The 22,608-nt window shown below is 68.6% G+C and carries 22 protein-coding genes; 11 read left to right on the top strand and 11 right to left on the bottom strand.

The window, feature by feature from the left end:
• Positions 1-12: 12 nt before the first annotated feature.
• Entirely contained in the window at positions 13-1,815 is a 1,803-nt protein-coding gene (locus tag AC5P8J_RS11870) for a DUF885 domain-containing protein (protein WP_495216831.1), read from the top strand.
• Between the two features lie 84 nt (positions 1,816-1,899).
• Here the strand turns inward: AC5P8J_RS11870 and AC5P8J_RS11865 are convergent, their stop codons facing one another.
• Positions 1,900-2,358 (bottom strand): hypothetical protein, encoded by a 459-nt coding sequence (locus AC5P8J_RS11865; RefSeq protein WP_010482223.1) that lies wholly within the window; start codon positions 2,356-2,358, stop codon positions 1,900-1,902.
• 184 nt (positions 2,359-2,542) lie between these two features.
• Between AC5P8J_RS11865 and AC5P8J_RS11860 the strand changes: the two genes are divergently transcribed.
• The 4 genes from AC5P8J_RS11860 to AC5P8J_RS11845 all read left to right on the top strand — a co-directional run bounded on the left by AC5P8J_RS11860 (position 2,543) and on the right by AC5P8J_RS11845 (position 5,140).
• Positions 2,543-2,791, top strand: a complete 249-nt coding sequence (locus tag AC5P8J_RS11860; protein WP_006475755.1) for a hypothetical protein — start codon at positions 2,543-2,545, stop codon at positions 2,789-2,791.
• Between the two features lie 122 nt (positions 2,792-2,913).
• Positions 2,914-3,831 (top strand): bestrophin family protein, encoded by a 918-nt coding sequence (locus AC5P8J_RS11855; RefSeq protein WP_495216830.1) that lies wholly within the window; start codon positions 2,914-2,916, stop codon positions 3,829-3,831.
• 19 nt (positions 3,832-3,850) lie between these two features.
• Entirely contained in the window at positions 3,851-4,840 is a 990-nt protein-coding gene (hemB, locus tag AC5P8J_RS11850) for a porphobilinogen synthase (protein WP_010482215.1), read from the top strand.
• Between the two features lie 30 nt (positions 4,841-4,870).
• Positions 4,871-5,140 (top strand): gas vesicle protein GvpG, encoded by a 270-nt coding sequence (locus AC5P8J_RS11845; RefSeq protein WP_495216829.1) that lies wholly within the window; start codon positions 4,871-4,873, stop codon positions 5,138-5,140.
• A gap of 55 nt (positions 5,141-5,195) precedes the next feature.
• Here AC5P8J_RS11845 and AC5P8J_RS11840 read toward each other — a convergent pair whose 3' ends face one another.
• Entirely contained in the window at positions 5,196-6,068 is an 873-nt protein-coding gene (locus AC5P8J_RS11840) for a hypothetical protein (RefSeq protein ID WP_495216828.1), read from the bottom strand.
• A 48-nt stretch (positions 6,069-6,116) separates the two neighbouring features.
• Between AC5P8J_RS11840 and aroE the strand changes: the two genes are divergently transcribed.
• The 3 genes from aroE to dinG all read left to right on the top strand — a co-directional run bounded on the left by aroE (position 6,117) and on the right by dinG (position 9,589).
• Complete coding sequence (aroE, locus tag AC5P8J_RS11835) at positions 6,117-6,962, top strand: shikimate dehydrogenase (protein ID WP_495216827.1); 846 nt, start codon at positions 6,117-6,119, stop codon at positions 6,960-6,962.
• 3 nt (positions 6,963-6,965) lie between these two features.
• Positions 6,966-7,319, top strand: coding sequence for a hypothetical protein (locus tag AC5P8J_RS11830; RefSeq protein ID WP_029379808.1), 354 nt, complete (start codon positions 6,966-6,968; stop codon positions 7,317-7,319).
• A gap of 167 nt (positions 7,320-7,486) precedes the next feature.
• A complete protein-coding gene (gene dinG, locus AC5P8J_RS11825; RefSeq protein WP_109814767.1) occupies positions 7,487-9,589 on the top strand; it encodes an ATP-dependent DNA helicase DinG in 2,103 nt (700 codons plus the stop codon).
• Positions 9,590-9,627: 38 nt separating this feature from the next.
• On the opposite strand, the gene AC5P8J_RS11820 is transcribed toward dinG, so the two are convergent.
• Together AC5P8J_RS11820 and ilvD are read right to left on the bottom strand one after the other, a co-directional pair.
• Positions 9,628-10,239 carry a hypothetical protein gene (locus AC5P8J_RS11820; protein WP_495216826.1) on the bottom strand — a complete coding sequence of 204 codons (612 nt, stop codon included), beginning with the start codon at positions 10,237-10,239 and terminating at the stop codon, positions 9,628-9,630.
• A gap of 138 nt (positions 10,240-10,377) precedes the next feature.
• The gene (gene ilvD, locus AC5P8J_RS11815) at positions 10,378-12,216 is read right to left on the bottom strand and encodes a dihydroxy-acid dehydratase (protein WP_495216825.1); all 1,839 of its coding nucleotides are present in this window, start codon (positions 12,214-12,216) and stop codon (positions 10,378-10,380) included.
• Between the two features lie 467 nt (positions 12,217-12,683).
• Here ilvD and AC5P8J_RS11810 point away from each other — a divergent pair, with 467 nt between their 5' ends.
• Genes AC5P8J_RS11810 through AC5P8J_RS11800 form a run of 3 tightly spaced genes read left to right on the top strand, consistent with a single transcriptional unit; the run spans position 12,684 to position 15,092 of the window.
• On the top strand, positions 12,684-13,256 hold the full coding sequence (locus AC5P8J_RS11810; protein WP_005420172.1) for a DUF1190 domain-containing protein: 573 nt from the start codon (positions 12,684-12,686) through the stop codon (positions 13,254-13,256).
• Positions 13,257-13,263: 7 nt separating this feature from the next.
• Positions 13,264-14,442: a glutathionylspermidine synthase family protein gene (locus AC5P8J_RS11805; RefSeq protein ID WP_495216824.1), complete on the top strand. Its 1,179-nt coding sequence runs from the start codon at positions 13,264-13,266 to the stop codon at positions 14,440-14,442.
• A complete protein-coding gene (locus tag AC5P8J_RS11800; RefSeq protein ID WP_495216823.1) occupies positions 14,442-15,092 on the top strand; it encodes a hypothetical protein in 651 nt (216 codons plus the stop codon). Before AC5P8J_RS11805 ends, AC5P8J_RS11800 begins: the two co-directional genes overlap by 1 nt.
• 82 nt (positions 15,093-15,174) lie before the next feature.
• On the opposite strand, the gene AC5P8J_RS11795 is transcribed toward AC5P8J_RS11800, so the two are convergent.
• The 7 genes from AC5P8J_RS11795 to AC5P8J_RS11765 form a co-directional block, all read right to left on the bottom strand.
• A complete protein-coding gene (locus AC5P8J_RS11795; protein ID WP_495216822.1) occupies positions 15,175-16,473 on the bottom strand; it encodes a DUF58 domain-containing protein in 1,299 nt (432 codons plus the stop codon).
• Positions 16,470-17,456 carry an AAA family ATPase gene (locus AC5P8J_RS11790; protein ID WP_014648782.1) on the bottom strand — a complete coding sequence of 329 codons (987 nt, stop codon included), beginning with the start codon at positions 17,454-17,456 and terminating at the stop codon, positions 16,470-16,472. The genes AC5P8J_RS11795 and AC5P8J_RS11790 overlap by 4 nt, the downstream gene beginning before the upstream one ends.
• A complete protein-coding gene (locus AC5P8J_RS11785; RefSeq protein ID WP_126560493.1) occupies positions 17,453-18,637 on the bottom strand; it encodes a DUF4350 domain-containing protein in 1,185 nt (394 codons plus the stop codon). The genes AC5P8J_RS11790 and AC5P8J_RS11785 overlap by 4 nt, the downstream gene beginning before the upstream one ends.
• Positions 18,634-20,256, bottom strand: coding sequence for a DUF4129 domain-containing protein (locus tag AC5P8J_RS11780; protein ID WP_495216821.1), 1,623 nt, complete (start codon positions 20,254-20,256; stop codon positions 18,634-18,636). Before AC5P8J_RS11780 ends, AC5P8J_RS11785 begins: the two co-directional genes overlap by 4 nt.
• Complete coding sequence (locus AC5P8J_RS11775; protein WP_019337015.1) at positions 20,246-21,238, bottom strand: stage II sporulation protein M; 993 nt, start codon at positions 21,236-21,238, stop codon at positions 20,246-20,248. Before AC5P8J_RS11775 ends, AC5P8J_RS11780 begins: the two co-directional genes overlap by 11 nt.
• Complete coding sequence (locus tag AC5P8J_RS11770; RefSeq protein WP_495216820.1) at positions 21,235-21,924, bottom strand: RDD family protein; 690 nt, start codon at positions 21,922-21,924, stop codon at positions 21,235-21,237. The genes AC5P8J_RS11775 and AC5P8J_RS11770 overlap by 4 nt, the downstream gene beginning before the upstream one ends.
• A gap of 123 nt (positions 21,925-22,047) precedes the next feature.
• Positions 22,048-22,578, bottom strand: a complete 531-nt coding sequence (locus tag AC5P8J_RS11765; protein ID WP_010482194.1) for a gamma carbonic anhydrase family protein — start codon at positions 22,576-22,578, stop codon at positions 22,048-22,050.
• Positions 22,579-22,608: the final 30 nt, after the last annotated feature.

Below are 22,608 nucleotides of genomic sequence, written 5' to 3'. Positions count from 1 at the left end.
CTGGAGTGCACCATGAAGCCGATTGCGTTCGCCGTTGCCCTGGCCCTGACTGCCGCACCGCTGCTGTCTGCGCCACCGGCGCTGGCCGCACCCGCCGCCAAGGCCGCTACCCCGGCCAGCCCGGCCTGGGTTGCCCGCAGCAATGCACTGGCGCAGATCCTGCTTGATGCACAAGGCCCGTTCCAGCCGGAGGAAACCGGCTTCTTCGGCGTTCCCGGCTACGACGACAAGGTCGCAGACCTTGGCCCGGACAACGGCAAGCGCTATCGCGCCGCGATGGCCAAAGCCCGCGATGAACTCAAGGCAAAGCTGGCCACCGAGAAGGATCCCAACGTCCGCCAGGACCTGGAGATCATGATCCACGCCGCCAGCCAGAACATCGAAGGCAGCGAGCTCAACGAGAAATACCTGCTGCCGTGGAGTGATGCGCCGCAGACCGTGTTCAGCGGCCTCAACCTGCTGCTGTCCGACCAGGTGCCGGCCGAGCGCCGGGCCAAGGCGATCGACCGCCTCAAGGCCTATGCCGGCCTGCAGCCGGGCGGCACCGCCTTCACCACGCTGGCCCGCCAGCGTTACGAAGAACGCTTGAAGGACGACAGCCTGCTGCAGCCGACCAGGATCGAAGTGCAGCAGTCGCTGGACAACGTCGAGACCTACATCACCGGCATCGAGTCGCTGCTGAAGAAGTACCAGATCGCCGGCACCGATGAAGCAATGAAGGCCCTGGCCGGGCAGATGAAGGACTACGCCGCCTGGACCCGCAAGGACGTGCTGCCGAAGGCACGCACCGATGCGCGCCTGCCAGCGCCGCTGTACGCCTACCAGCTCAAGCAGGTCGGCATCGACATCGACCCGAAGCTGCTGATGCAGCGCGCGCAGCTGGAGTTCATGGAAACCCGCTCGGCGATGCAGCAGCTGGCGCCGCTGGTGGTGAAGGACAAGGGCCTGAAGGTGGCCGACCCGAGCGACCCGGTGGCGGTGATCCGCGCGCTGAAGGCCGACAAGATCGCCGACGACCATCTGGAAGGCCACTACCGCAAGGTGATCGACGCGATCGATCCGCTGATCCGCGAGCATGCCATCGTCGACGTGCCCCAGCGCGCCATGCAGATGCGCCTGGGCTCGGCCGCCGAGAGCGCGGCCAGCCCGGCCCCGCACTTCCTGCCGGCACCGCTGGTCAACAACACCGGGCAGCAGGGCACCTTCGTGCTGCCGCTGGGCAACCCGGCAGCGGGCCCGGGCGCGCAGTACGACGACTTCAACTTCGGTGCGGCGGCATGGACGCTGAGCGCGCATGAAGGCCGCCCCGGTCACGAGCTGCAGTTCACCGCGATGGTCGAGCGTGGCGTGTCGCTGGCACGCACCATGTTCGCGTTCAATTCGGTGAACGTGGAAGGCTGGGCACTGTATGCCGAGGCCGAGATGGTGCCCTACGAACCGCTGGACGGTCAGATGATCGCCCTGCAGTTCCGCCTGCTTCGTGCCGCGCGCGCGATGCTGGACCCGATGCTCAACCTCGGCCTGACCGATCGCGCCAACGGCGAGCGCGTGCTGATGGAGCAGGTCGGCCTGTCCAAGGCGATGGCCACCCAGGAACTGGACCGCTACATGGTGCGCATGCCGGGCCAGGCCGGCAGCTACTTCTACGGCTACACCCGCATCCTGGAACTGCGCATGCAGACCGAGCTGGCACTGGGCGCGAAGTTTGACCGCCTTGCGTTCAACAACTTCCTGCTCGACCAGGGCCTGCTGCCGCCGGACCAGCTGGCCGATGCGGTGAACAAGGTGTTCGTGCCGAAGTACCGGCAGAAATAATCGGTAGCGCCGGGCCATGCCCGGCGAGCGCAGCGGGAGAGACGCCGGGCATGGCCCGGCGCTACCCGCGGTGACGCTGCCGCGTCACCGCTGCGGGGTAATCACCTGTGTCGGCAATCGCGCCGGCGGTGCCGGATTCGGCACCCAGATCGCGACGCCGGCGGCGCGCTTCTGCGTGGTCGGAATACCGATGCCGACGCCGCCACCGACGTGCGAACCGAACGTGCCGGCGCCCACCGACATGCCCACCGGCGAGCCACTGCTGCCCACACCCATCAGCACCACGCCATTGGCGCCGAGCGCGGCGGCCTCGCGCTTCAGGCGGGCCACGGCGGCATCGGTCTGGCCCTGGGTGCCGAAGCCGACGGCGGACGCCGATTCCAGCTGGGCGATTTCCTGGGAACCGGCCGGTGGCGTCGAGTAGATCTGCACCAGCGCCGGATCGATCGGTGCGCGGGCGCGGCCCAGCATCACCTTGGAGGTGCTGGCACAGCCAGCGGCGACCAGCAGGATGGCCGCCAACGCGGCCCAACGGATGTTCATGGCACGACCCCTGTAGGACTGGTTGCGATCATCGGCGGGCCACTCTGAATCGGCGCCAACACCCGGGCCAGGGCACGCACGGCAGCACGCTAGCACGCCGGGGGTGACAGCCCCGCCAACGGCAGTAGGCGACGGCAGCGGGAACGTCTATGGTTGGGGCAGGAACCAACTGCGGGAGAGTGGCATGGGCGTGATCAGTCTGTTGTGGGGCGTACTGGCGCTGTTGTGGATGATCCTGGCGCTGATTCCACTGCTCGGCTGGGGCAACTGGTTCCTGATCCCGTTCGCTGCGGTGGGCGCGGTCATCGCCGCGCTGGGCATTCTGTTCACCCACCCGAGCAAGCGTGGCCGGGCCTGGGCCGGCCTGGTCCTGAACGGCATCGTGGTGGTGGTGGGCATCCTCCGCCTCGGCCTGGGTGGCGGCGTGATCTGAGCCCGCGCCCGGGTGCGACAGGGCGTCGCAGGCGCACGGTCCATGGCCGGGCAGGGGCGTACAATGAATGGCTGCGCGAGCCCCACGCGTGCCTGTGAATCCGCGCCCGGCGCGGCTGCCCCATGATCATCCGACCCCGTCCCCACGGCTGGCAACTGCTGTACATCCTGCGCGGTTCGATCGTCAAAGCGATCGCGCCCAAGGTGCTGGCCATCCTGATCCTGTCCATCGCCGTGGCCGCGGTGGTCGAGCTGGCGCCGCCCACCGGCATCGAACGCGTGTCGGTCACGCCGTTCACCCTGCTTGGCCTGGTGCTGTCGATCTTCCTCAGCTTCCGCAACAGCGCCTGCTACGAGCGCTGGTGGGAAGGCCGCAAGCTGTGGGGCCAGCTGGTCTACGAATCACGCTCGCTGGCCCGCCAGGTGAACCTGCTGCTGGCCGATGACACCGGCCGCCGTCGCCGCATCGCCTATCTCACCACCGCCTTCGCCCATGCATTGGCCGGTCGCCTGCGCGGGCGCATCGTGGCGCTGATGGCCCTGCCGTGGCTGGACAAGCGCCAGCGCGAACAGCTGGGCCAGCGCGAGAACGTGCCCGACGCGCTGCTGGCGATGATCGCCGCCGAACTGGCCCAGGCGCTGCGCAGCGGTGAGCTCGATCCGATCCTCTACACCCAGCTGGAAGAGCGCCTGCACGCGATGTCGTCGATCCAGGCCGGCTGCGAGCGCATCCTCACCACCCCGCTGCCGTTCGCCTACACCCTGCTGCTGCACCGCTGCGCGTGGATGTTCTGCGTGCTGCTGCCGTTCGGCCTGGCCAGTTCGCTGGGCTGGGGCACGCCGGTGCTGTCGGCGGTGCTGGCCTATGCCTTCTTCGGCCTGGACCAGCTGGGCGAAGAAATGGAAGACCCGTTCGGCCTGGAGCCGAACGACCTGCCGCTGGACGCGCTGGTGCGCACGATCGAGATCGACCAGCTCGACGCGCTCGGCGAACGCCCATTGCCCGAACCCCTGCTGCCGCAGGGCTACCTGTTGCAATAGCCACTCCTCGGAGCCTGCCATGTCCCACCCGCTTTACCGCCCGCGCCGCATGCGCCATGACGAGTTCTCGCGCCGCCTGATGCGCGAGAACACGCTGACCACCGACGACCTGATCTACCCGGTGTTCGTGCACGAACTGGCCGGCCGCACCGCAGTGCCGTCGATGCCGGGCGTGGAGCGGCTGTCGATCGAAGAGCTGCTGAAGGTGGCCGAAGAAGCGCTGGAGCTGGGCATTCCGGTGATCGACCTGTTCCCGGTGATCGACCCGTCGCTGAAGTCGCTGGATGCGTCGGCGGCGTGGGCCGAGGACGGTCTGGCGCAGCGTGCGATCCGCGCGCTGAAGTCGCGCTTCCCGGAGCTGGGGGTGATGACCGACGTGGCGCTGGACCCATACACCACCCACGGCCAGGACGGCATCATCGATGACAAGGGCTATGTGCTGAACGACATCACGGTTGAAGCGCTGGTCAAGCAGTCGGTGTCGCATGCCGAGGCCGGTGTGGACATCGTCTCGCCGTCGGACATGATGGACGGCCGCATCGGCGCGATCCGCCGTGCGCTGGATGCCGGCAACCACATCAACGTGCGCATCATGGCGTACTCGGCCAAGTACGCCTCGGCGTTCTACGGTCCGTTCCGTGATGCAGTGGGCAGCGCGGCCAGCCTCGGCAAGGCCGACAAGAAGACCTACCAGATGGACCCGGCCAACGGCGACGAGGCCCTGCGCGAGATCGCGCTGGACCTGGAAGAGGGTGCCGACATGGTGATGGTCAAGCCGGGCATGCCGTACCTGGACCTGGTGCGCCGGGTGAAGGAGACGTTCGGCGTGCCGACCTTCGCCTATCAGGTGAGTGGCGAGTACGCGATGATGAAGGCCGCCTTCGCCAACGGCTGGCTGGACGAGCGCGCCTGCGTGCTGGAGTCGCTGCTGGGCTTCAAGCGGGCCGGTGCCGACGGCGTACTGACCTATTTCGCGCCGCAGGTGGCGCGATGGCTGCGCGAGCGCTGACAATAGCGACACGATAGACGGAGGACTGCGATGGCACCCGAACTGGGATGGATGCAATGGCTGATCTGGGGCACCGGAACACTGGTGTTCGGCGCCATCATCGTCGGTGTCTTCATCGCCGCCTGGCGGGCCGGCAAGCGCCCGCCGGAGCAGCTCTCCGCCGCCCGCCACGTGGCCCGTGAGCAGGCCCTGCCGGAGAGCGTGCAGGCCGAGCTGGCCGCGCTGAACCAGCGCAAGGACAACGGCCAGTTGAGCGAAGTCGAGTACGAGCAGCAGCGCGCGAAGGTGTTGTCGCGCTGACGGGTGGGTGCCAACCTTGGTTGGCACTTTCCCGCATGCCAACCAAGGTTGGCATCTACCGGGCGGCAGGCACGCACCCCGCAACCGCCGCCACCTTCGGCACCGCCAACCGGTACACATCCACGCCACCGGCACGTGGCGCCTTCGCCGCACTGCTGGCAACCATCATCTCGCCCGGCTTGGCGTTGTCGATCACCGGCGCGCCGGTCCAGCCGCCGGCCTGGTTGAATGACAGCCCCAATGGCTGCAGCGCCGCGCCGGTCCACGCACAGCCGCTGCTCCACACCTGCGCGGTCGCGCCGCTGCCACGACTGAACACCACGGCGCCGTCGTTGCCCAGCCAGTCGCCGTCGGTCTCGTCGTCGGCGCTGTTCAACGCGGCCAACGCGGTGGCTGGGCCACGCACGCCCTGCGCGTCCAGTGACGCCACGAACAGGTCCCAGCCCGCGCCGCGACCCTGCTCGCGGGCGAACAACAGCCGCTTGCCGTCCGCACTCAGGGCCGGCCCGCGCTCTTCCCGGCGCCCACCATCGCCCGCCAAGGGCCGCGCCTTCCCGAGCTGGCCGTCGGCTTCCACCGTGGCCCGGTACAGCGCCAGCGCGCCCTCGCGGCCGGCCGCGAACAGCAGCCAGCGGCCATCACGGCTGAAGTAGGGATCGCGGGCCTCGCCGGCCACGCCCACCGGCAGCGCCTGCGCCTGCTGCCAGCGGCCCTCGACCACGCGCGCCTGCCACAGGCCCCAGCCCGCCTCGCCGCGGCGTGCGAACACGATGCGCTGGCCATCGGCGCTGATCGTGGCGCGGCCCTCGTCGGCACGGGTCGAGACCACGCCCATGCCTTCGATGCCGTACTCGTTCAACGCCATCGCCACGGGGGCAGAGAGTAGACTGGCGGCAAGCACCAGCAGGGGCGGGGTGATGCGCATCATCCGGGTCCGTGCACGAAAGAGCATCAGTCTAGCCAGCTTGAGGATTCCATGACCGACCGTTACGCCGTCTTCGGACACCCCGTTGCCCACTCGAAGTCGCCGCAGATCCACGCGACGTTCGGTCGCCAGGAAGGCATCGCGGTGGATTACCGCGCGATCGACCTGGCGCCGGATGCGTTCCTGGCCGGCCTGGAAGCCTTCGCCGCCGAAGGCGGTGTCGGCGCCAACGTCACCTCGCCGCACAAGGAGGCTGCGTTCTCGGTGTGCTCCACCCTGACCGCACGTGCGCGCCGCGCCGGCTCGGTGAACACGCTGCTGCGCAAGGGCGACCGCTGGCATGGCGACACCACCGATGGCATCGGCCTGGTGCGTGACCTGACCGACCGTCATGGCCTGGACCTGCGTGGCCGCCGCATGCTGCTGATCGGTGCCGGTGGCTCCGCGCGCAGCGTCGCCCCGGCCTTCCTCGATGCCGGCATCACCGAGCTGGTGGTGGTCAACCGCACGCCGGACCGCGCCGATGAACTGATCGACGCGATGGGCGAACCGGGCCGCGCGATCAGCCGCTACTGGGAAGACCTGCGTGATCTGGGCGACTTCGAACTGATCGTCAATGCCACCTCGGCCGGCCGCGACCGCGACGTCGAGTTCAAGCTGCCGCTGTCGCTGGTCAATTCGATGACCACCGCCGTCGACCTGAACTACGGCGAGGCCGCCATCGCCTTCCTGGCCTGGGCGCGTGCGGCGAACTGCCGCAATACCGTGGATGGCCTGGGCATGCTGGTCGAACAGGCGGCCGAGAGCTTCCTGCAGTGGCATGGCGTGCGCCCGCAGACCGACGAGGTCTACCAGTCGCTGCGGCAGGGCTCGGCCGTGCTGGCCGGCGAGGACTGATCGATGGACAGCACAACGTTGATGGTGACCGTGCTGAGCATGGTCGGCGTGCGCCTGCCGGTACTGATCGCGCTGTGCATCGGCCTGGTCTGGGTGATCGGCGCACCGCGCGATGCCACCCGCACCGGCGCCCTGGTCGGCCTGGGGCTGTTGCTGCTGTCCAGCCTGGGTGGCCTGGCGGCGGGCATCCTGCCCATGTGGCTGGTCAGCAGTGGCAACTTCAGCGCCATCTCGGGCATGGGCGCCATCCTCGGCGTGCTGCATTTCGCGCTGGCGATGGTCGAGGCCATCGGCGTGGTGCTGCTGGTGTGGGCACTGGTGCGCCTGCTGCGTAGCCGTACGATCCCGGCGGCCTGACCGGTCGCGCCGGGCCATGCCCGGCGTATCTGGCCCCTGAGAGGTCCGGCCACCGGACCGTGACCGCCGCCAGGCGTCGTCGCTGGCCCGTTCAGGGTGCCAGCGGCGGTGAACGTGGCCGGCCATGCGACAATGACCGGCCTGATCCAGCCACGGTACTTCCCGGCGTGACCGAAACCGTCGCCGCTCCGCGCACGCTTGATGACGCCTTGAAGGACGCGATCCGCAAGGCGTACACCACGCTGCAGGCCAATACCCCCGGCTTCTCCACCCGCCGCTCGCAGAGCCAGATGATCGGCGTGGTGTCGCGTGCGCTGTCGAAAAGTGGCGGCGTCGGCGTGGTCGAGGCGCCCACCGGCGTCGGCAAGAGCCTGGGCTACCTCACCGCGGGCGTACCCATTGCGCTGGCCAGCAAGAAGAAGCTGGTGATCAGTACCGGCACCGTGGCGCTGCAGTCGCAGCTGGTGGAGCGCGATATCCCGAATTTCCTCAAGGCCACCGGCCTGGAAGCGACCGTGGCGCTGGCCAAGGGCCGCACCCGCTATCTGTGCACGCGCAATGCTGCCGAGGCACAGGGTGAGGGCTCGCAGGGCGGCATGTTCGAGGATGACGCGCCGCTGTTTGATCGGCCGCTGGCGCCGATCGAAATGGACATCGCCAAGCGCCTGACCGACGCCTTCACCAGCGGCAGCTGGGATGGCGACATCGACAACGCACCGGAGACCATCAGCCCCGGCCTGCGCAGCCGCATCACCACGCCGGCCTCGGGCTGCGCCGGGCGCCGCTGTGCCTATTCGGCGCAGTGTGCGGTGCTGCGTTCGCGCAACACCGTGCGTGATGCGCAGATCGTCGTTACCAACCACGCGCTGCTGCTGTCGGCGCTGTCGATCGGCGACAGCGACAACGGCCAGCCGTTGATCGCGCCGCCGTCGGACATGCTGCTGGTGCTGGACGAAGGCCATCACATCGGCAACGTGGCGATCGACCAGGGCGCGGCCAGCCTGGCGCTGGATGAAATGGCCAAGCGCACCGGCCGCCTGCAGATCCTGATCGCCGGTGCCTACCGCGCGGTCGACAAGGACCGCCTCGGCAACCTGCTGCCGAACGAAGCGATCGAAGTGGCCAGCAACGTGGCCAAGCAGTTGCGCGCGTTCCGCGATCATATCGAGCGCGTGTGGATGCCGGCGCCGGCGGACGAAGAGCCGATGTGGCGCGCGGCGAATGGGCGACTGCCCGAGGCCTGGCGCGAGCCGATCGAGGCGCTGGCTGACGATACCCGCAGCCTCTACAACTGGGCGCATGCCGCCACCGCGCAGGTCGCCAAGGGCAAGCCGGACGATGCCGCGCGCGAGCGCCTGCAGCGCAACCTGGGCATGGCGCTGGAAATGATCGAGCAGCAGTACAACCTGTGGCAGGCCTGGCGCCGCGAGGACAAGGACGGCGCGCCGCCGATGGCGCGCTGGGTCACCGCCACCCGCGACGGCGACCTGGTGCTGCACGGCTCGCCGGTGTCGGCCGCGCACGTGCTGCGCAAGCTGCTGTGGGATGAAGTGGATTCGGTGGTGATGACTTCGGCGACGCTGACCGGCGGTGGCGATTTCCAATCGCTGGCGATCGACAACGGCATTCCCGAAGAGGCCGAGATGGTTTCGCTGTCGTCGCCGTTCGACCTGCCCAACCAGGCCGAGCTGATCGTGCCGAAGTTCCCGGTCACGCCGGATGACCGCGAAGGCCATCCGCGCGAAGTGGCACGCTACCTCGACACCGAGCTGGATTGGGCCAAGGGCTCGATGGTGCTGTTCACCTCGCGCTGGAAGATGGAGAAGGTGGCTGGCCTGATGTCGGCCGCGCGCCGCAAGCAGGTGCTGGTGCAGGGCGAGATGTCCAAGACCCGTCTGATCGACGAGCACCTGCGCCGTGTCGCGGCGGGTGAGGGCTCGGTGCTGTTCGGGCTGAATTCGTTCGGCGAAGGCCTCGACCTGCCAGGTGAAGCCTGCACCACGGTGGTGATCACCCAGGTGCCGTTCGCGGTGCCGACCGACCCGCAGACCGCCACCCTCAGCGAATGGTTCGAGGGGCGCGGGCTCAATGCGTTCAACCTGATCGCCATTCCGCATGCGCTGCGCACGTTGACCCAGTTCGCCGGCCGCCTGATCCGCACCTCCACCGACACCGGCCGCGTGGTCATTCTTGATTCGCGGCTGCTGACCCGCCGCTACGGCAAGCGCATCATCGACGCCCTGCCGCCGTTCAAGCGCGTGATTGGTTGACGGGTGCTGGTAGCGCAGGCCATGCCCGGCGGAGGGCCTCAACGGCCTTCCGGATTCCGGCAGCCTGGCCCATAGGCCTTCACGTAGGGTTTGCCGAAGCAGCGCAGCAGTCCATCAAGCACGTCCAGGTTCGGCGGCCACGGCATCTGCACCTGCTGCCCGCCGTCGGTGGTGAAGTGGTAGCGGCCGTCCTTGATGTTCTCCGCCATCGCGGTGGGCGTCGGTATCGCGACCAGCCTCGCACGAGCCTTCTCCAGGGCGCTGCGGTCCTGGCGCAGGAACGCGACCATGCCGTCCACGTAGGCATTCCAGTAACCCGGGTCGCTCCCGTTTACTGGCTTGTGGCTGCGTTCCATCAGCGCAATCGCCTGCGCGGTCTGCCCCAGCTCCGCGCGCAGCTGGCCCTCGTGCCACGTGATGATGACATTGCCTTCCGCTTTGGGCAGTGCGCCGTAGGCGGACAGCAGGTCGGCCGCTTCGCGGGTACAGCCACGGTCGGCCAACGGGCGCCAGCCACCTTCCAGGTCCTGATCGAACCGGCCAGGTTCCATCGCCAGCATCGCTGCACGGTCGTAGCTGCAGTCGGGTGCTTTTGGCGGTTCGGCTGCTGCACCCATGGCAGCGGCCAGCGCAAAGGAAAGCAACATCATCTCAACCTCCGTGTTGGTGACTTCCTGGACCACCATAACGGATCAGGATGGGGAGCGCCGGCCGCTGGCCGGCAACCTCATTGATGTGGGGCGTCGCAGTACAGATGCCGGCCAGCGGCCGGCACTACCGTATGGCGGTCAATCGCCCAGAAGCGCGGCGTTGCGCACGGCGCCCTTGTCTGCGCTGGTGGCAAGCAGGGCGTAGGCCTTCAGGGCGCTGGTGACCTTGCGCGGGCGCACCGCACGCGGCTTCCAGCCGCGGGCATCGGCGTCGGCGCGGCGTTGCGCCAGGGTGGCCTCATCCAGCAGCAGATCAATGCGGCGGGCCGGAATGTCGATGCGGATGCGGTCGCCATCTTCCACCAGGCCGATGACACCGCCGCTGGCGGCCTCCGGCGAGACGTGGCCGATCGACAGGCCCGAGGTGCCACCGGAGAAGCGGCCGTCGGTCAGCAACGCGCACTGTTTGCCCAGCCCCTTCGACTTCAGGTAGCTGGTCGGGTACAGCATTTCCTGCATGCCGGGACCGCCCTTCGGGCCTTCGTAGCGGATCACCACCACCTCGCCGGGTTGCACTTCGTCGGCGAGGATGCCGGCGACGGCCGCGTCCTGGCTTTCATAGACGCGCGCAGGGCCTTCGAACACGTGGATTGATTCGTCCACGCCTGCGGTTTTCACCACGCAGCCATCGACGGCCAGGTTGCCGCGCAGCACGGCGAGGCCGCCTTCCAGTGAGTACGCGTGCTGCAGCGAGCGGATGCAGCCTTCAGCGCGGTCGATGTCCAGCGTCGGCCAGCGCGTGGCCTGGCTGAAGGCTTCCTGGGTGGGAATGCCGGCCGGGCCTGCCTTGAAGAAGGTGTGCAGAGTGTCGTTGTCACTGCGCACCACGTCCCAGCGTTTCAGTGCGTCGGCCAGGCTGGCGCTGTGCACGGTCGGCACTGTGGTATCGAGCAGGCCGGCGCGATCCAGTTCACCGAGGATGCCGAACACGCCGCCGGCGCGGTGCACGTCCTCGATGTGGTACTTCGGTGTGTTCGGCGCCACCTTGCACAGCTGCGGGACGCGTCGCGACAGCGCGTCGATGTGGGTCAGGTCGAAGTCGACCTCCGCTTCCTGCGCTGCGGCCAGCAGATGCAGGATGGTGTTGGTGGAGCCGCCCATGGCGATGTCCAGGGTCATCGCGTTGGCGAACGCGGCCTGGGTGGCGATCCCGCGCGGCAGCGCGCTCGGGTCTTCGCCGCCGTACCAGCGATGGCAGAGCTCGACGATCAGGCGGCCGGCGCGGCGGAACAGCGCCTCGCGGTCGGCATGGGTGGCCAGCGTAGTGCCGTTGCCGGGCAGCGACAGGCCCAGCGCTTCGGTCAGGCAGTTCATCGAGTTGGCGGTGAACATGCCCGAGCAGGAGCCGCAGGTGGGACAGGCGCTGCGCTCGAACGCGGCCACCTTCTCGTCGGAGGCGCTGTCATCGGCGGCCACCACCATCGCGTCGACCAGGTCCAGCTTGTGCTCGGACAGCCTGGTCTTGCCCGCTTCCATCGGCCCGCCGGAGACGAACACCACCGGGATGTTCAGGCGCAGCGCGGCCATCAGCATGCCAGGGGTGATCTTGTCACAGTTGCTGATGCACACCAGCGCGTCGGCGCAGTGCGCGTTGACCATGTACTCCACGGCGTCGGCGATGATCTCGCGGCTGGGCAGCGAGTACAGCATGCCGTCGTGGCCCATCGCGATGCCGTCGTCCACGGCGATGGTGTTGAATTCCTTGGCGACACCGCCGACCTGTTCGATCTCATGCGCGACCAGCTGGCCAAGATCCTTCAGGTGCACGTGGCCGGGCACGAACTGGGTGAAGGAGTTGGCGATGGCGATGATCGGCTTGTGGAAGTCGCCGTCTTTCATGCCGGTGGCACGCCACAGGGCGCGGGCGCCGGCCATGTTGCGGCCGGCGGTGGAAGTGCGGGAACGGTATTCGGGCATGGCGGGCGGAACGGGCGTGCCGTACGACGTGGGGGTCAGCCGATCATGGCCAATTTTTTCGGTTGCTGCTGCAACCACCGGAGGTGGTCCGGCCGGACTGCGCCCGGCACCCGCGGTAGTGCCGGCCGCTGGCCGGCAACCTCAACAGCAACAGCTGGCCTATCCGTGGGATGGCGGGGTGGGTCCGGTGGCAGGGGACGCCGTTAACCCGTCCATGGGGGCTTGGTCGCCGCATCCATGCGGCTCACTGATCTGGCTCCCTGAAAACGGACCCACCCCGCCTTCGACGTTTCCTGCGGCTGTTGGTAGGTGTCGACCTTGGTCGACACCGGTGGATCCACGTCATGCGCGGATGATGGGGAACGACGAAAATGAAAGGCCGTTCATCTTTCCCACTTTGCCGATTCCGGTTGCTGGCCCGGATTTGGCATCATTGGGGCATTGATCCGTCGACAGGGCATGAGGCCATGAAACGTTCCCGCACCACCGCGCTGCTGCTGATGAGCGCCGCGCCGCTGCTGTTCACCGCCTGCCAGAAGGAGCCGGAGGTGAAGGTGCAGGAAGGCCTGTACACCTCGGTGGAAGCCTGCACCGAGGCCACCGGCGATCCGTCGTCGTGCCGCAATGCCTTTGCCGAAGCGCAGAAGCAGGCCGCCGATGCGGCGCCGAAGTACGCCAGCAAGGAAGCCTGCGAGAAGGACTACAAGCCGGAACAGTGCGTGCAGCAGCACACTTCGGCGGGTACCTCGTTCATCGGCCCGATGATGATGGGCTTCTTCATGTCGCAGATGCTGAGCAACCGCGGCGGCCTCGCCCCGCAGGCGCCGGCGTCGGCACCGGCTTACCAGGACAAGAACGCTGGCTGGGCGCGCCCGGCACCGGGCGGCACCGGTGGCCTCAACACCGCCAGCGGCATCGGTGCCGGCAAGGCTGGCCTGGCGCCGGTCACCAGCGAGCCGAACCGTGCGGTCACTGCCAGCCGTGGTGGCTTCGGCAACACCAGCGCACGCCGCAGCACCAGCGGCAGCTACGGCGGCTGATCGACCCATGCAGCGCATCCGGATTGCCGAGCGTGCCCAGTGGCGGGTACGCGCGGAAGAGGCGGGTTTCCGCTTCCACACCATCGACGGCCAGCCGTACTGGGATGAAAGCGCGTACTACGCCTTCACCCTGCGCCAGATCGAACAGGACATCGAAGACCCCAGCGCCGAGCTGCACCAGATGGCGCTGGACCTGGTGGGCGATGTCATCGCCAGTGAACGGTTGATGGACCAGCTGGCGATTCCGTCGCACTACCGCGACTGGATCGCCGACAGCTGGCGCCAGCGCCAGCCACACCTGTACGGGCGCCTGGACCTGGCCTACGACGGTACCGGCCCGGCCAAGCTGTACGAACTGAACTACGACACGCCGACCTCGCTGTTCGAGGCCAGCTTCTTCCAGTGGCAGTGGCTGGAAGACCAGCGCAACGCCGGTCGCCTGCCGCAGCACGCCGACCAGTTCAATGCGATCCACGAGGCGCTGGTCGAGCGTTTCGGCGAACTGGCCACGCAGTTGCCGCCGCCGCTGTACTTCAGCGCGGTGGGCAGTTCCGAAGAAGACCGTGGCACGGTCGAGTACCTGCGCGACTGCGCCTCGCAGGCCGGCCTGCATGGCCAGGCCATCGCCGTCGAGGACATCGGTCTGTCCGAGGACGGCCGCTTCACCGCGCTGGACGATTCGGTGATCGGCACGCTGTTCAAGCTGTACCCGCTGGAAGACCTGATGGCCGAGGAATTCGGTCGCGCGCTGCCCGGTTCGGGCATGCAGCTGCTGGAACCGGCGTGGAAGGCGGTGCTGAGCAACAAGGGCATCCTGCCGCTGCTGTGGCAGCGCAACGTGGGCCATCCGAACCTGCTGGAAGCGCACTTCGATGACGGCAGCACGCTGGCCTCGGGCTGGGTGCGCAAGCCGCTGTTCTCGCGCGAGGGCGCCAACATCGAGATGCACCTCGCCGATGGCAGCACCCAGCGCAGCGACGGTCCCTACGACGGCCCGGCGATCATCCAGCGCGCGCATCCGCTGACCCGCTTCGAAGGTGGCTACCCGCTGATCGGCAGCTGGGTGATCGGTGACCACGCCTGCGGCATCGGTATCCGCGAGGACGACAGCGCGATCACCCGCGACAGTGCGCGCTTCGTGCCGCACGCGATCGTTGATGAGGCGCCGACGCGGATCTACGTCTGATGACGGTGCGGCGTTGGCCTGGCCGGCATGGGCGTCCCACGCCCGTGCCGGGCCGGCATTTCGATGACGGGCGCAGCCTGCAGGCCTTCGCGGACCGCGTCGCTGTGCGTTGCCATCGCTGCGACACCCCCGGTTGGGTTATCGCCAGCTGGAAACCCTATCGATGGACCGCGCGTTTCCGCTGCACCGGCTGCAGTTCTGCGTTGGATAGTGGTGACTGGGTCGGTGCGGTCTACATGCTGGGCCGCCAACCTTGTGGATTCTGTGGGCATCAGTGGCTGCATGTGCGCCGCCGGGTTCCCGCTGGCGTGCCTGCACCGGCGTCCTTCGCTGCTCGATGTGCGCAATGTGATCGCAGTACCGATGTTTCGGTCGTGGTGCGTCCGTTGCGTGACGCCGAGCCTGCCGATCCGCACTTCGGATTGCCGCTGCGCCTGGTCGAACCGACCCGCGCGGGCCTGCTCTGGGCCTATAACGCTGAACATCTGCAGGCACTGCAAGAATACGCGGGCGCGACGTTGCGCGAAAGCCGCGGCCATCACCGATCCATGTTCTCGCGCCTGCCGCAGTGGATGAAGCTGGCCCGCAACCGGGTGCTGCTGCAGCGTGCGGTGGAGCGGTTGCAGCGGCGGTTGTTGGGTGAGCGCTGATACGGCAGCCGAGCGTGGGCTCGGCTCTACGGAACAACACGTGTAGAGCCGAGCCCATGCTCGGCTCCGGTCAAGCGCAGGGCTACAACAACCCTTCGCGCTTCACCGCCAGGTAGCGCTCCACCAGCGCGCCGGGCAGGGCATCGGCGGTCACGTCCAGCACCATCACCTTCTCGCTGCGCAGTGCGTCGTGCGCCTTCGCGCGCTGCTGCAGGTAGAGTGCGGCGGCACCGGCCTGGGTGGCGTCTTCCAGTGTCTGCACTTCGCTGTCCAGCACGCCGTCCAGCTCGCGCTCGCGCAGGCTGGCCACGCATACCAGATGGCGCCGCTGCAGCAGGCGCACTGCCGCCAGCAGGTCTTCGATGTCCTCGTCGCGCACGTTGCTGACCAGCATCACCAGCGCGCGCCGGCGCTGGCACAGCGATACCTCGGTGGCCGCAGCCAGGTAGTCGGTGGCCACCGCGCGCGGCTGCAGGTCGTAGCTGGCACGTAGCAGGTGCTCGACCGTGCCCATGCCACGCTGCGGTGCCACCCAGCGGCGTTCACCACCGGCAGCAAACAGGCCGGCGGCGTCACCCTGGCGCAGCGCCAGGTACGCCACCACCAGCGAAGCGTTCAATGCGTGGTCGAAGTGCGAGAGCCCGCCTTCGCTGGCCAGCATGCGCCGGCCACTGTCGAGCATCAGCAGCAGCTGCTGGTTCTTCTCGTCCTGGTACTCGCGCGAGATCAGCTTGCGTGCACGCGCGGTGGCCTTCCAGTCGAGCTGGCGCAGGCTGTCGCCGATGCGGTACTCGCGCATCTGGTGGAAGTCGGTGCCCTCACCGCGGCGGCGCTTCACGTGCGCACCGACCAGCCGCGAGGCCTGGTCGGCACTGAACAATGCGAAGCGGGTGAGCGGCACGAAGTTCGGATAGACCCGCACGTCCAGCGCGGGAGGCAGCGTGCGTTGCTGCCACCACAGGCGCCACGGCGAGCGCATGCGCAGGTGCACGCCTTCAAAGCGGAAGTGCCCACGCTGCAGCGGCTGCAGGTGATAGTGCAGGGTGGAGGCGTTGCCGGCCTGCAGGCGTACGCGCTGCGGCAGCGATTCCAGCGGCCAGCCGCCGGGCACCAGGTCGAACACCTGCACCGTCATCGACGTGTCTGCCTGCAGCCGCAGCGCGGCCTCGCGGCGCACGCCCAGTGCCAGCGCTTCGGGCAGTTCGCGTTGCACCTGCGGCGACGGACGCCGCGACTGCCGCCACAGATCCATCAACGCCGGCACGGCAATCGCCAGTGCCGCCAGCGCCCAGCTCCAGCGCGGCAGCAACCCGCCCAGCACCAGGCCACCCAAGGCGGCCCAGGCCAGCAGCAGCGCCAGCAGCAGCGGGGCCGGCCTCATCGGCGCGGCGCTTCCACCTTGGCCAGCAGCGCGCCCAGCACGTCGTCGGCGTCCTGGCCTTCGATCTGCAGTTCCGGGGCCAGCGCGATGCGGTGGCGCAGCGCCGGGCGTGCGATGTCGCGCACATCATCCGGAGTGACGAAATCACGGCCGGCCAGCACCGCCTGCGCGCGCGAAGCACGCACCAGCGCGATGCTGCCACGGGGGCCGGCACCGACCGCGATACCCGGCCACTGCCGGGTGGCGGCAACGATGCGCACCGCGTAGTCGATCACTTCGTCATCGACGGTGATCGCCGCAGTGGCACGCTGCAGTTCCAGCAACTCGCCGGCACCGAGCACGCGCGGCACCTGGCTCAGGTCGAAATCGCTGGCCGCACGACCACTGGTGATCGCGGTCACCATGCGCTTCTCGTCCTCCAGCTGCGGGTAGTCGATCAGCACCTTCAGCAGGAAACGGTCCAGCTGCGCTTCCGGCAGCGGGTAGGTGCCCTCCTGCTCCAGCGGGTTCTGCGTGGCCAGCGCCATGAACGGCGGCGCCAGGGTGAAGGCCTTGCCTTCGATGGTCACCTGGCCTTCCTGCATCACTTCCAGCAGCGCCGACTGGGTCTTGGCCGGTGCACGGTTGATCTCATCGGCCAGCAGCAGATTGGTGAACACCGGGCCGCGGCGGATCTTGAAGCTCTCGCTCTTCGGGTCGTACACCGCGTGGCCGCTGACGTCGCTGGGCATCAGGTCGGGGGTGAACTGCACGCGACCGTAGTCCAGCTCCAGGGCCTGGGCCAGCGCGCGCACCAGCAGCGTCTTGCCCAGCCCGGGCACGCCTTCGATCAGCACGTGGCCGCCGGCCAGCAGGGCCACCAGAATCTGGTCCAGCACATCGGCCTGGCCGATGAAGGCGTGTCCGACGGCGGTGCGGATGGCATCGACGCGTTCGATCAGGCGGGCGTTGGCGGCCGCCGGCAGCTCGGGGACTTCGGTCATAGCAGGGATCTCATCTGGAGCAGCAAGCGGATGCGCTCGCGCAGGGCGGAGGAATCGTGCGGCGGAGGGGGCGTGAGCGCGCTGGCAACGCGGCCTTGAGGCCACTTCAGCAGCTCGGCGATGGCCTGATCGCGGGGCGCACCCTCCAGTGCGGCCGCAACCGGTGCGCGCAGGCGCAGGCGGTGCAGGAACAGGGCGAGTACGGCCTCGTACAGGCGCGTACCGTGGCCGAAACGCAGCAGCAGTTCACCACTGGCACGCACGTGTTCCAGCAGCGAACGGCGTTCCAGTACCGGTGACGGCAGCAGGCTGCCGAAGCGCTGCGAGCGGCCCCACAACCAGCCCAGCAGGGCCAGCAGCAGTGGCGCCCACAGTGGCCAGCCCTGGTAGAACATGCGCGACCACAGCGACGGCGGGCGGCTGGCGTAGATCAGCCAGACCGCACCCTTGCCGTAGTTCGGATCGAGCAGATAGCGGGTCAGGTCGCGGTGCGCCGCGTCGTGCAGGCCGTCGCTGGCCTTGCCCCCTGCCGATGCCAGGCGCGCTGCCGGTGAGTCCACCTCGCTGCGCATGAACTCCATGTCGGCCAGCACGCTCACCTTGCCCTGGCCATGGCGCAGGCGCGCAAACACCAGGTCGCGATCCGTGCCCCAGCGACGTTCGGCCTGTGCACTGGCGGCAAAACCCAGGGTGAAGCGGCGGCCTCCACAGAACTCAACGTGACCAGGATCGTCGTCGACATGGAACGGCTGGCAGTCGCTGCGCTGGAACAGGCTGTCCACGCCCAGCTGATCCAGCAGGGGCCCCTGCGTGCTGCCGGCATCGTCCTCGGCCGGTGGCGGCGTCCGCACCAGCAGGTGGCCGCCCCCGTCGACCCAGTCCAGCAGCGCGCTGGCGACGGGCGGCGGCAGTTCGCTGCTGTCCTGCAGCAGCACCACCGTGTCGTGCGGCCCCAGCGTCATTTGCCGCAGTTCCAGCCGTGGCCGCGAGTGCACGTCAATGCCGTCGGCGCGCAGGGCCTGGCCGAGCACGTACAGCGGGTTGTAGCCAGCTTCGCCCTGCGGCGGCAGCTGCACGGTCTCGGTCACCCGCTCATGCGTGCGCAGGTAAAGGATCGTCAGCGGTACACCGAACAGCACCAATGCACCGAGCAGCAGCGACCAGAACAGGCGCGGGCTCATGCCTGCCACCGGTACTGCTGGCGCAGCGTATCGGCCAATGCATCGAAATCGGCGCGGCTGGGCAGGCGGCCACCGTAGGCGGCGTACTGCCACATGCGCACGATGCGCGCGAACAGGTCACGGTCGCTGGCCTCGGGCATGCGCCGCGACGCGCGCAGGCATTGCGCTTCGGTGGCACCGGGTGGAAGCGCGATACCGCTGCGCTCGCCCACCGTGCGCACGCTGGCGCGGTACAGAAGGGCCAGCGCCTGCCGCGGCCGGCCCTGGTCCCAGAGCAGGCCGGCCTGGGTGGCCACGTCCGGCGGCAGCACCACCGGCAACTCCGCCTGTTCCTCCACCACCGGCGGTGCGGCCTCGGCCTTGCGTCGGCCACTGCCCCGCAGCCACGGCAGCCACAGCCGTGCGGTCAGCAGCAGCACCAGCAGCAGGACGCCGAGCAGCCCCCACAGGCCCCATTCGGCCAGCCGCGCCAGCCAGGCCATGCCGTCCTTGCGCGCTTTGCGTTCACCGTTGCTGTTGGTGTCACGCTGCAGCTGCTTGTCTTCCTTCTTCTCTTCCTCGGCCTGTTTGATCGGCTTCCAGCGGGTGACCTGGCGGGTCGGGCGCTGCAGCGGGTCTTCATAGGCGCGGTTCACTGCCTGACGGAAACCGGCGGTATCCACCGGCGTACCGCCGAAGATCGCTGCCGGGGTGTTGGCCGGGTCGATGGTCGGTGCTTCGTCGCTTTCCTCGGCGTCGATGCCACGGTCGTTGGGCTTGCCCATGGCGCGTTCGGGCTCGGCGTCTGTGTCCTGCGCATGCACCGGTGCGGAGACCAGCGGCAGTGCCAGGCACAGCAGCAGGGCCAGCGTCGATGCCGCCGGCAGCAGCCGCTCGCGCAGGCGGCGCAGGGCGATCTCCACATCCCAGGCTTCCATCTGCGTGCGCCGGTTCAAGTACAGGCCAAAGCCCGCACCGACGAAGAACGGGCCGATCAGCACCGAGGCCAGCCAGCACGCCAGGTTGAAGCCCAGCCGTGCCCATGCGGGGGTGTCCTGGCCGATCGTGTCCCATGCGGCGCGCCAGGATTCGGACATCAGCTCCAGTGGCATGAACATGAACACCGCACCGATCGCGCCGGACACCAGCACGGCTTCGAACGCCATGCAGGTCACGGTCAGTACCAGTGCCGCGCCCGCTACGCCGGCTGCCACTGCACGACGACGTGGACCGCGCTGGCCCGGTGTGTTGCCTTCCAGCAGGTTCACCGGCAGGCACAGGCTGCGCAGCACGCTGAAACGACGCCAACCCAGGTAGCCCCAGAAGCCGCTGTTGCCCCAGTGACGTTGCGCACGCAGCGCGGCCAGCGTGCCGACTGGTTCACCGAAGATGCCGCGCGACAGCACATACAGCGGCGCACGTTCGAACAGCGGTTTGCACCACCACATCGCCAGCCAGGCCCAGCCGAAGGCATCCAGCCACCAGCCCAGCGCGTTGAAGATCACGAACAGCGGTGCACTGGCCAGCAGCCAGCTGCCCCACAGCGCGCGCGCGTGACGGCGGGACAGCGCGGTGCCCAGCTCCATCGCTTCCCAGCCACTGCGGGCACGCAGCGCCACGTCCAGGTGGTCAATGCGCATGGCCAGCTCCACGTCCGCCGCGCCACAGCCACAGCAGCACGCCGGCCCACAACACACCGGCCACGCTGAACTTGCCCCATGCAGGTACTTCGGCGATCGATGACCAGAAGGCTTCGATGAAGGCGGCCACCAACAGCATGAAGGCAACGCCGAGGCACAGCCGCGCGCCGATGCGGCCGCCGTCGACCAGTGCATCCAGGCGGCTGCGCCGGCCCGGCGCCAGCAGCTTCATGCCCAGCTGCAGGCCGGCACCGCCAGCGATCACGATCGCAGTCAGCTCGAAGGCGCCGTGGCCGACCACGAAGCGCCAGAACGGGTCGCCATGGCCGATGTGCTGCAGGTGGCCTGCCACTGAACCGATGATCACGCCGTTGAACAGCAGCACCAGCAGCGTGCCCAGCCCGGCCAGCAGTCCGCTGGCGAAGGTGCGCAGGGCGATGCTGATGTTGTTCATGATGTAGTGGCCGAACATCATCCAGTCGGTGCCGCTGTCACGCCCCAGGCGCTCGGCGGCGGGATCGTACATGCGCTCCATCTCTGCGATCTGGCGGTTATCCATCAGCATGTGGATCAGGTCCGGATAGACCTGCACCAGCACGAAGCAGGCCACCGCCGGCAGCGCGAACATCGCCAGCGCTACCCACATGCTGCGCGCCTGGCTGCGCACCAGCAGCGGGAAGTCGGCCACCAGGAACTCCAGGGCACCCCGCCAACGTGTCGGCGGCGTGCGGTACAGCACGCTGTGGCCCTGCTGCATCAGCTGCTGCAGGCGCTGCACCAGCTGCGGGCTGTAGCCGCGCTCGCGGGCCAGCGCCAGCTGCTGGCACAGCCGCCGGTAGCGCTGCGGGAAGGTAGTGTCGTCCAGTGCCAGGCCGCTGGCCTTGCGGCGCGTGCGGCGTGAGGCGCCGGCACGCAGCAGCAGCCACTGCTCCAGGTCCTGCCATTCCTGCTGGTAGCGGGCGACGAACTGCTCCTGTTTCATCGCCGCCCCAGCAGCCAGTTGGCCATCGCATACAGGCGCAGAACGCCGACCTGGCCCTGGGTGCCGGTCAGTGGCTCGGCAATACCGGCCAGCTCCTGCTGGCGCGCCGCCGACAAGCGTGGCGCGCGCTCGGCGAAGGCCATCAGCGCGGCCTGTTCCTCTGGTCGCAGGGGCTGCGGCGGGGCCAGCACGCTGTCGATGGTCGGCGGCGGTGGCAGGTACAGTGCGGGTGCATGCACCACCACGGTGCCGGCCACCAGGTCGCCGAGGCGGCGGCCATGCGGATCGAACAGGCTGCTGATCAGGCCCAGCGCATAGCCGAAGGGCAGCATGTCCACCGTGCGCAGCAGGTTGCGGGTGATCGCCGCCATCCAGCCTACCGGCGCGCCATCGCGGGACAGCACGCGCAGCCCCAGCGCACGCTTGCCCAGGGTGCGTCCCCACACTGCTTCGCAGACGATCGGGTAGGCCCAGTAGACCAGGAACATCAGCACCAGGTAGAGGCCGGAGCCGAACTTGTCCAGCAGCGCCAGCGGAATGGACACCAGCACCAGTGTCGCGATGCGCACGCCGAGATCGACCAGCCAGGCCATCGCCCGCGGTACCGGGCCGGCGGCAGGCAACTGCAGCGGCACACCCTCTGGCGTCACCACCTCGCGGTAGGTATCGAGCATCGGTGCGGCCATCAGCGCGATGGCCTTCGTTGTGGGCGCCGGAGTCCTCTCCGGCAGGCAGCCACAGGCATGGGGGTCTCGACAGGTCCTGGTCGGGCCCAGACTTTAGCAGAGCCGCGTGGCGGCGTTGGCTGCTCAGCCCCGGTATTCGTCCTTCAACCGCACGTAGTGGTCGGCCGAATAGTGCAGCGACTCGATCTCCTTGTCGCTCAGCGTGCGCGCCGGCCGGGCCGGGTTGCCGACCCACAGCTCGCCTTCGCCCACCACCTTGCCCGGGCCGACCACCGCACCGGCGCCGACGAAGCCATGGCGCTCCACGCGGGCGCCGTCGAGGATGCAGGCGCCCATGCCGATCAGGCTGTAATCGCCGATCGTGCAGGCGTGGATGATGCAGCCGTGGCCGACGGTCACGCCTTCGCCGATCAGGGTCGGGTAGCCGGCCTTGTTGTACGGGCTGTGGTGGCTGACATGGATGATGGTGCCGTCCTGCACGTTGGTGCGCGCACCGATGCGCACGTAGTTGACATCGCCGCGGATGACCGTGCCCGGCCACACCGACACGTCGTCGGCCAGCTCCACGTCACCGATGACGGTGCAGGCCGGGTCGATGTACACGCGCTCGCCGAGGACGGGCATCTTGTCGCGGAAGGGGCGCAGCGGGTTCATCGAAGTCTCCGGAAATCAGGGCGTTCGCGA

The organism is Stenotrophomonas sp. YJH_SMC_37 (genome assembly GCF_059370035.1).
Note: the sequence above shows the minus strand (reverse complement) of the source record. Positions and strands in the feature narration are given on the sequence as shown.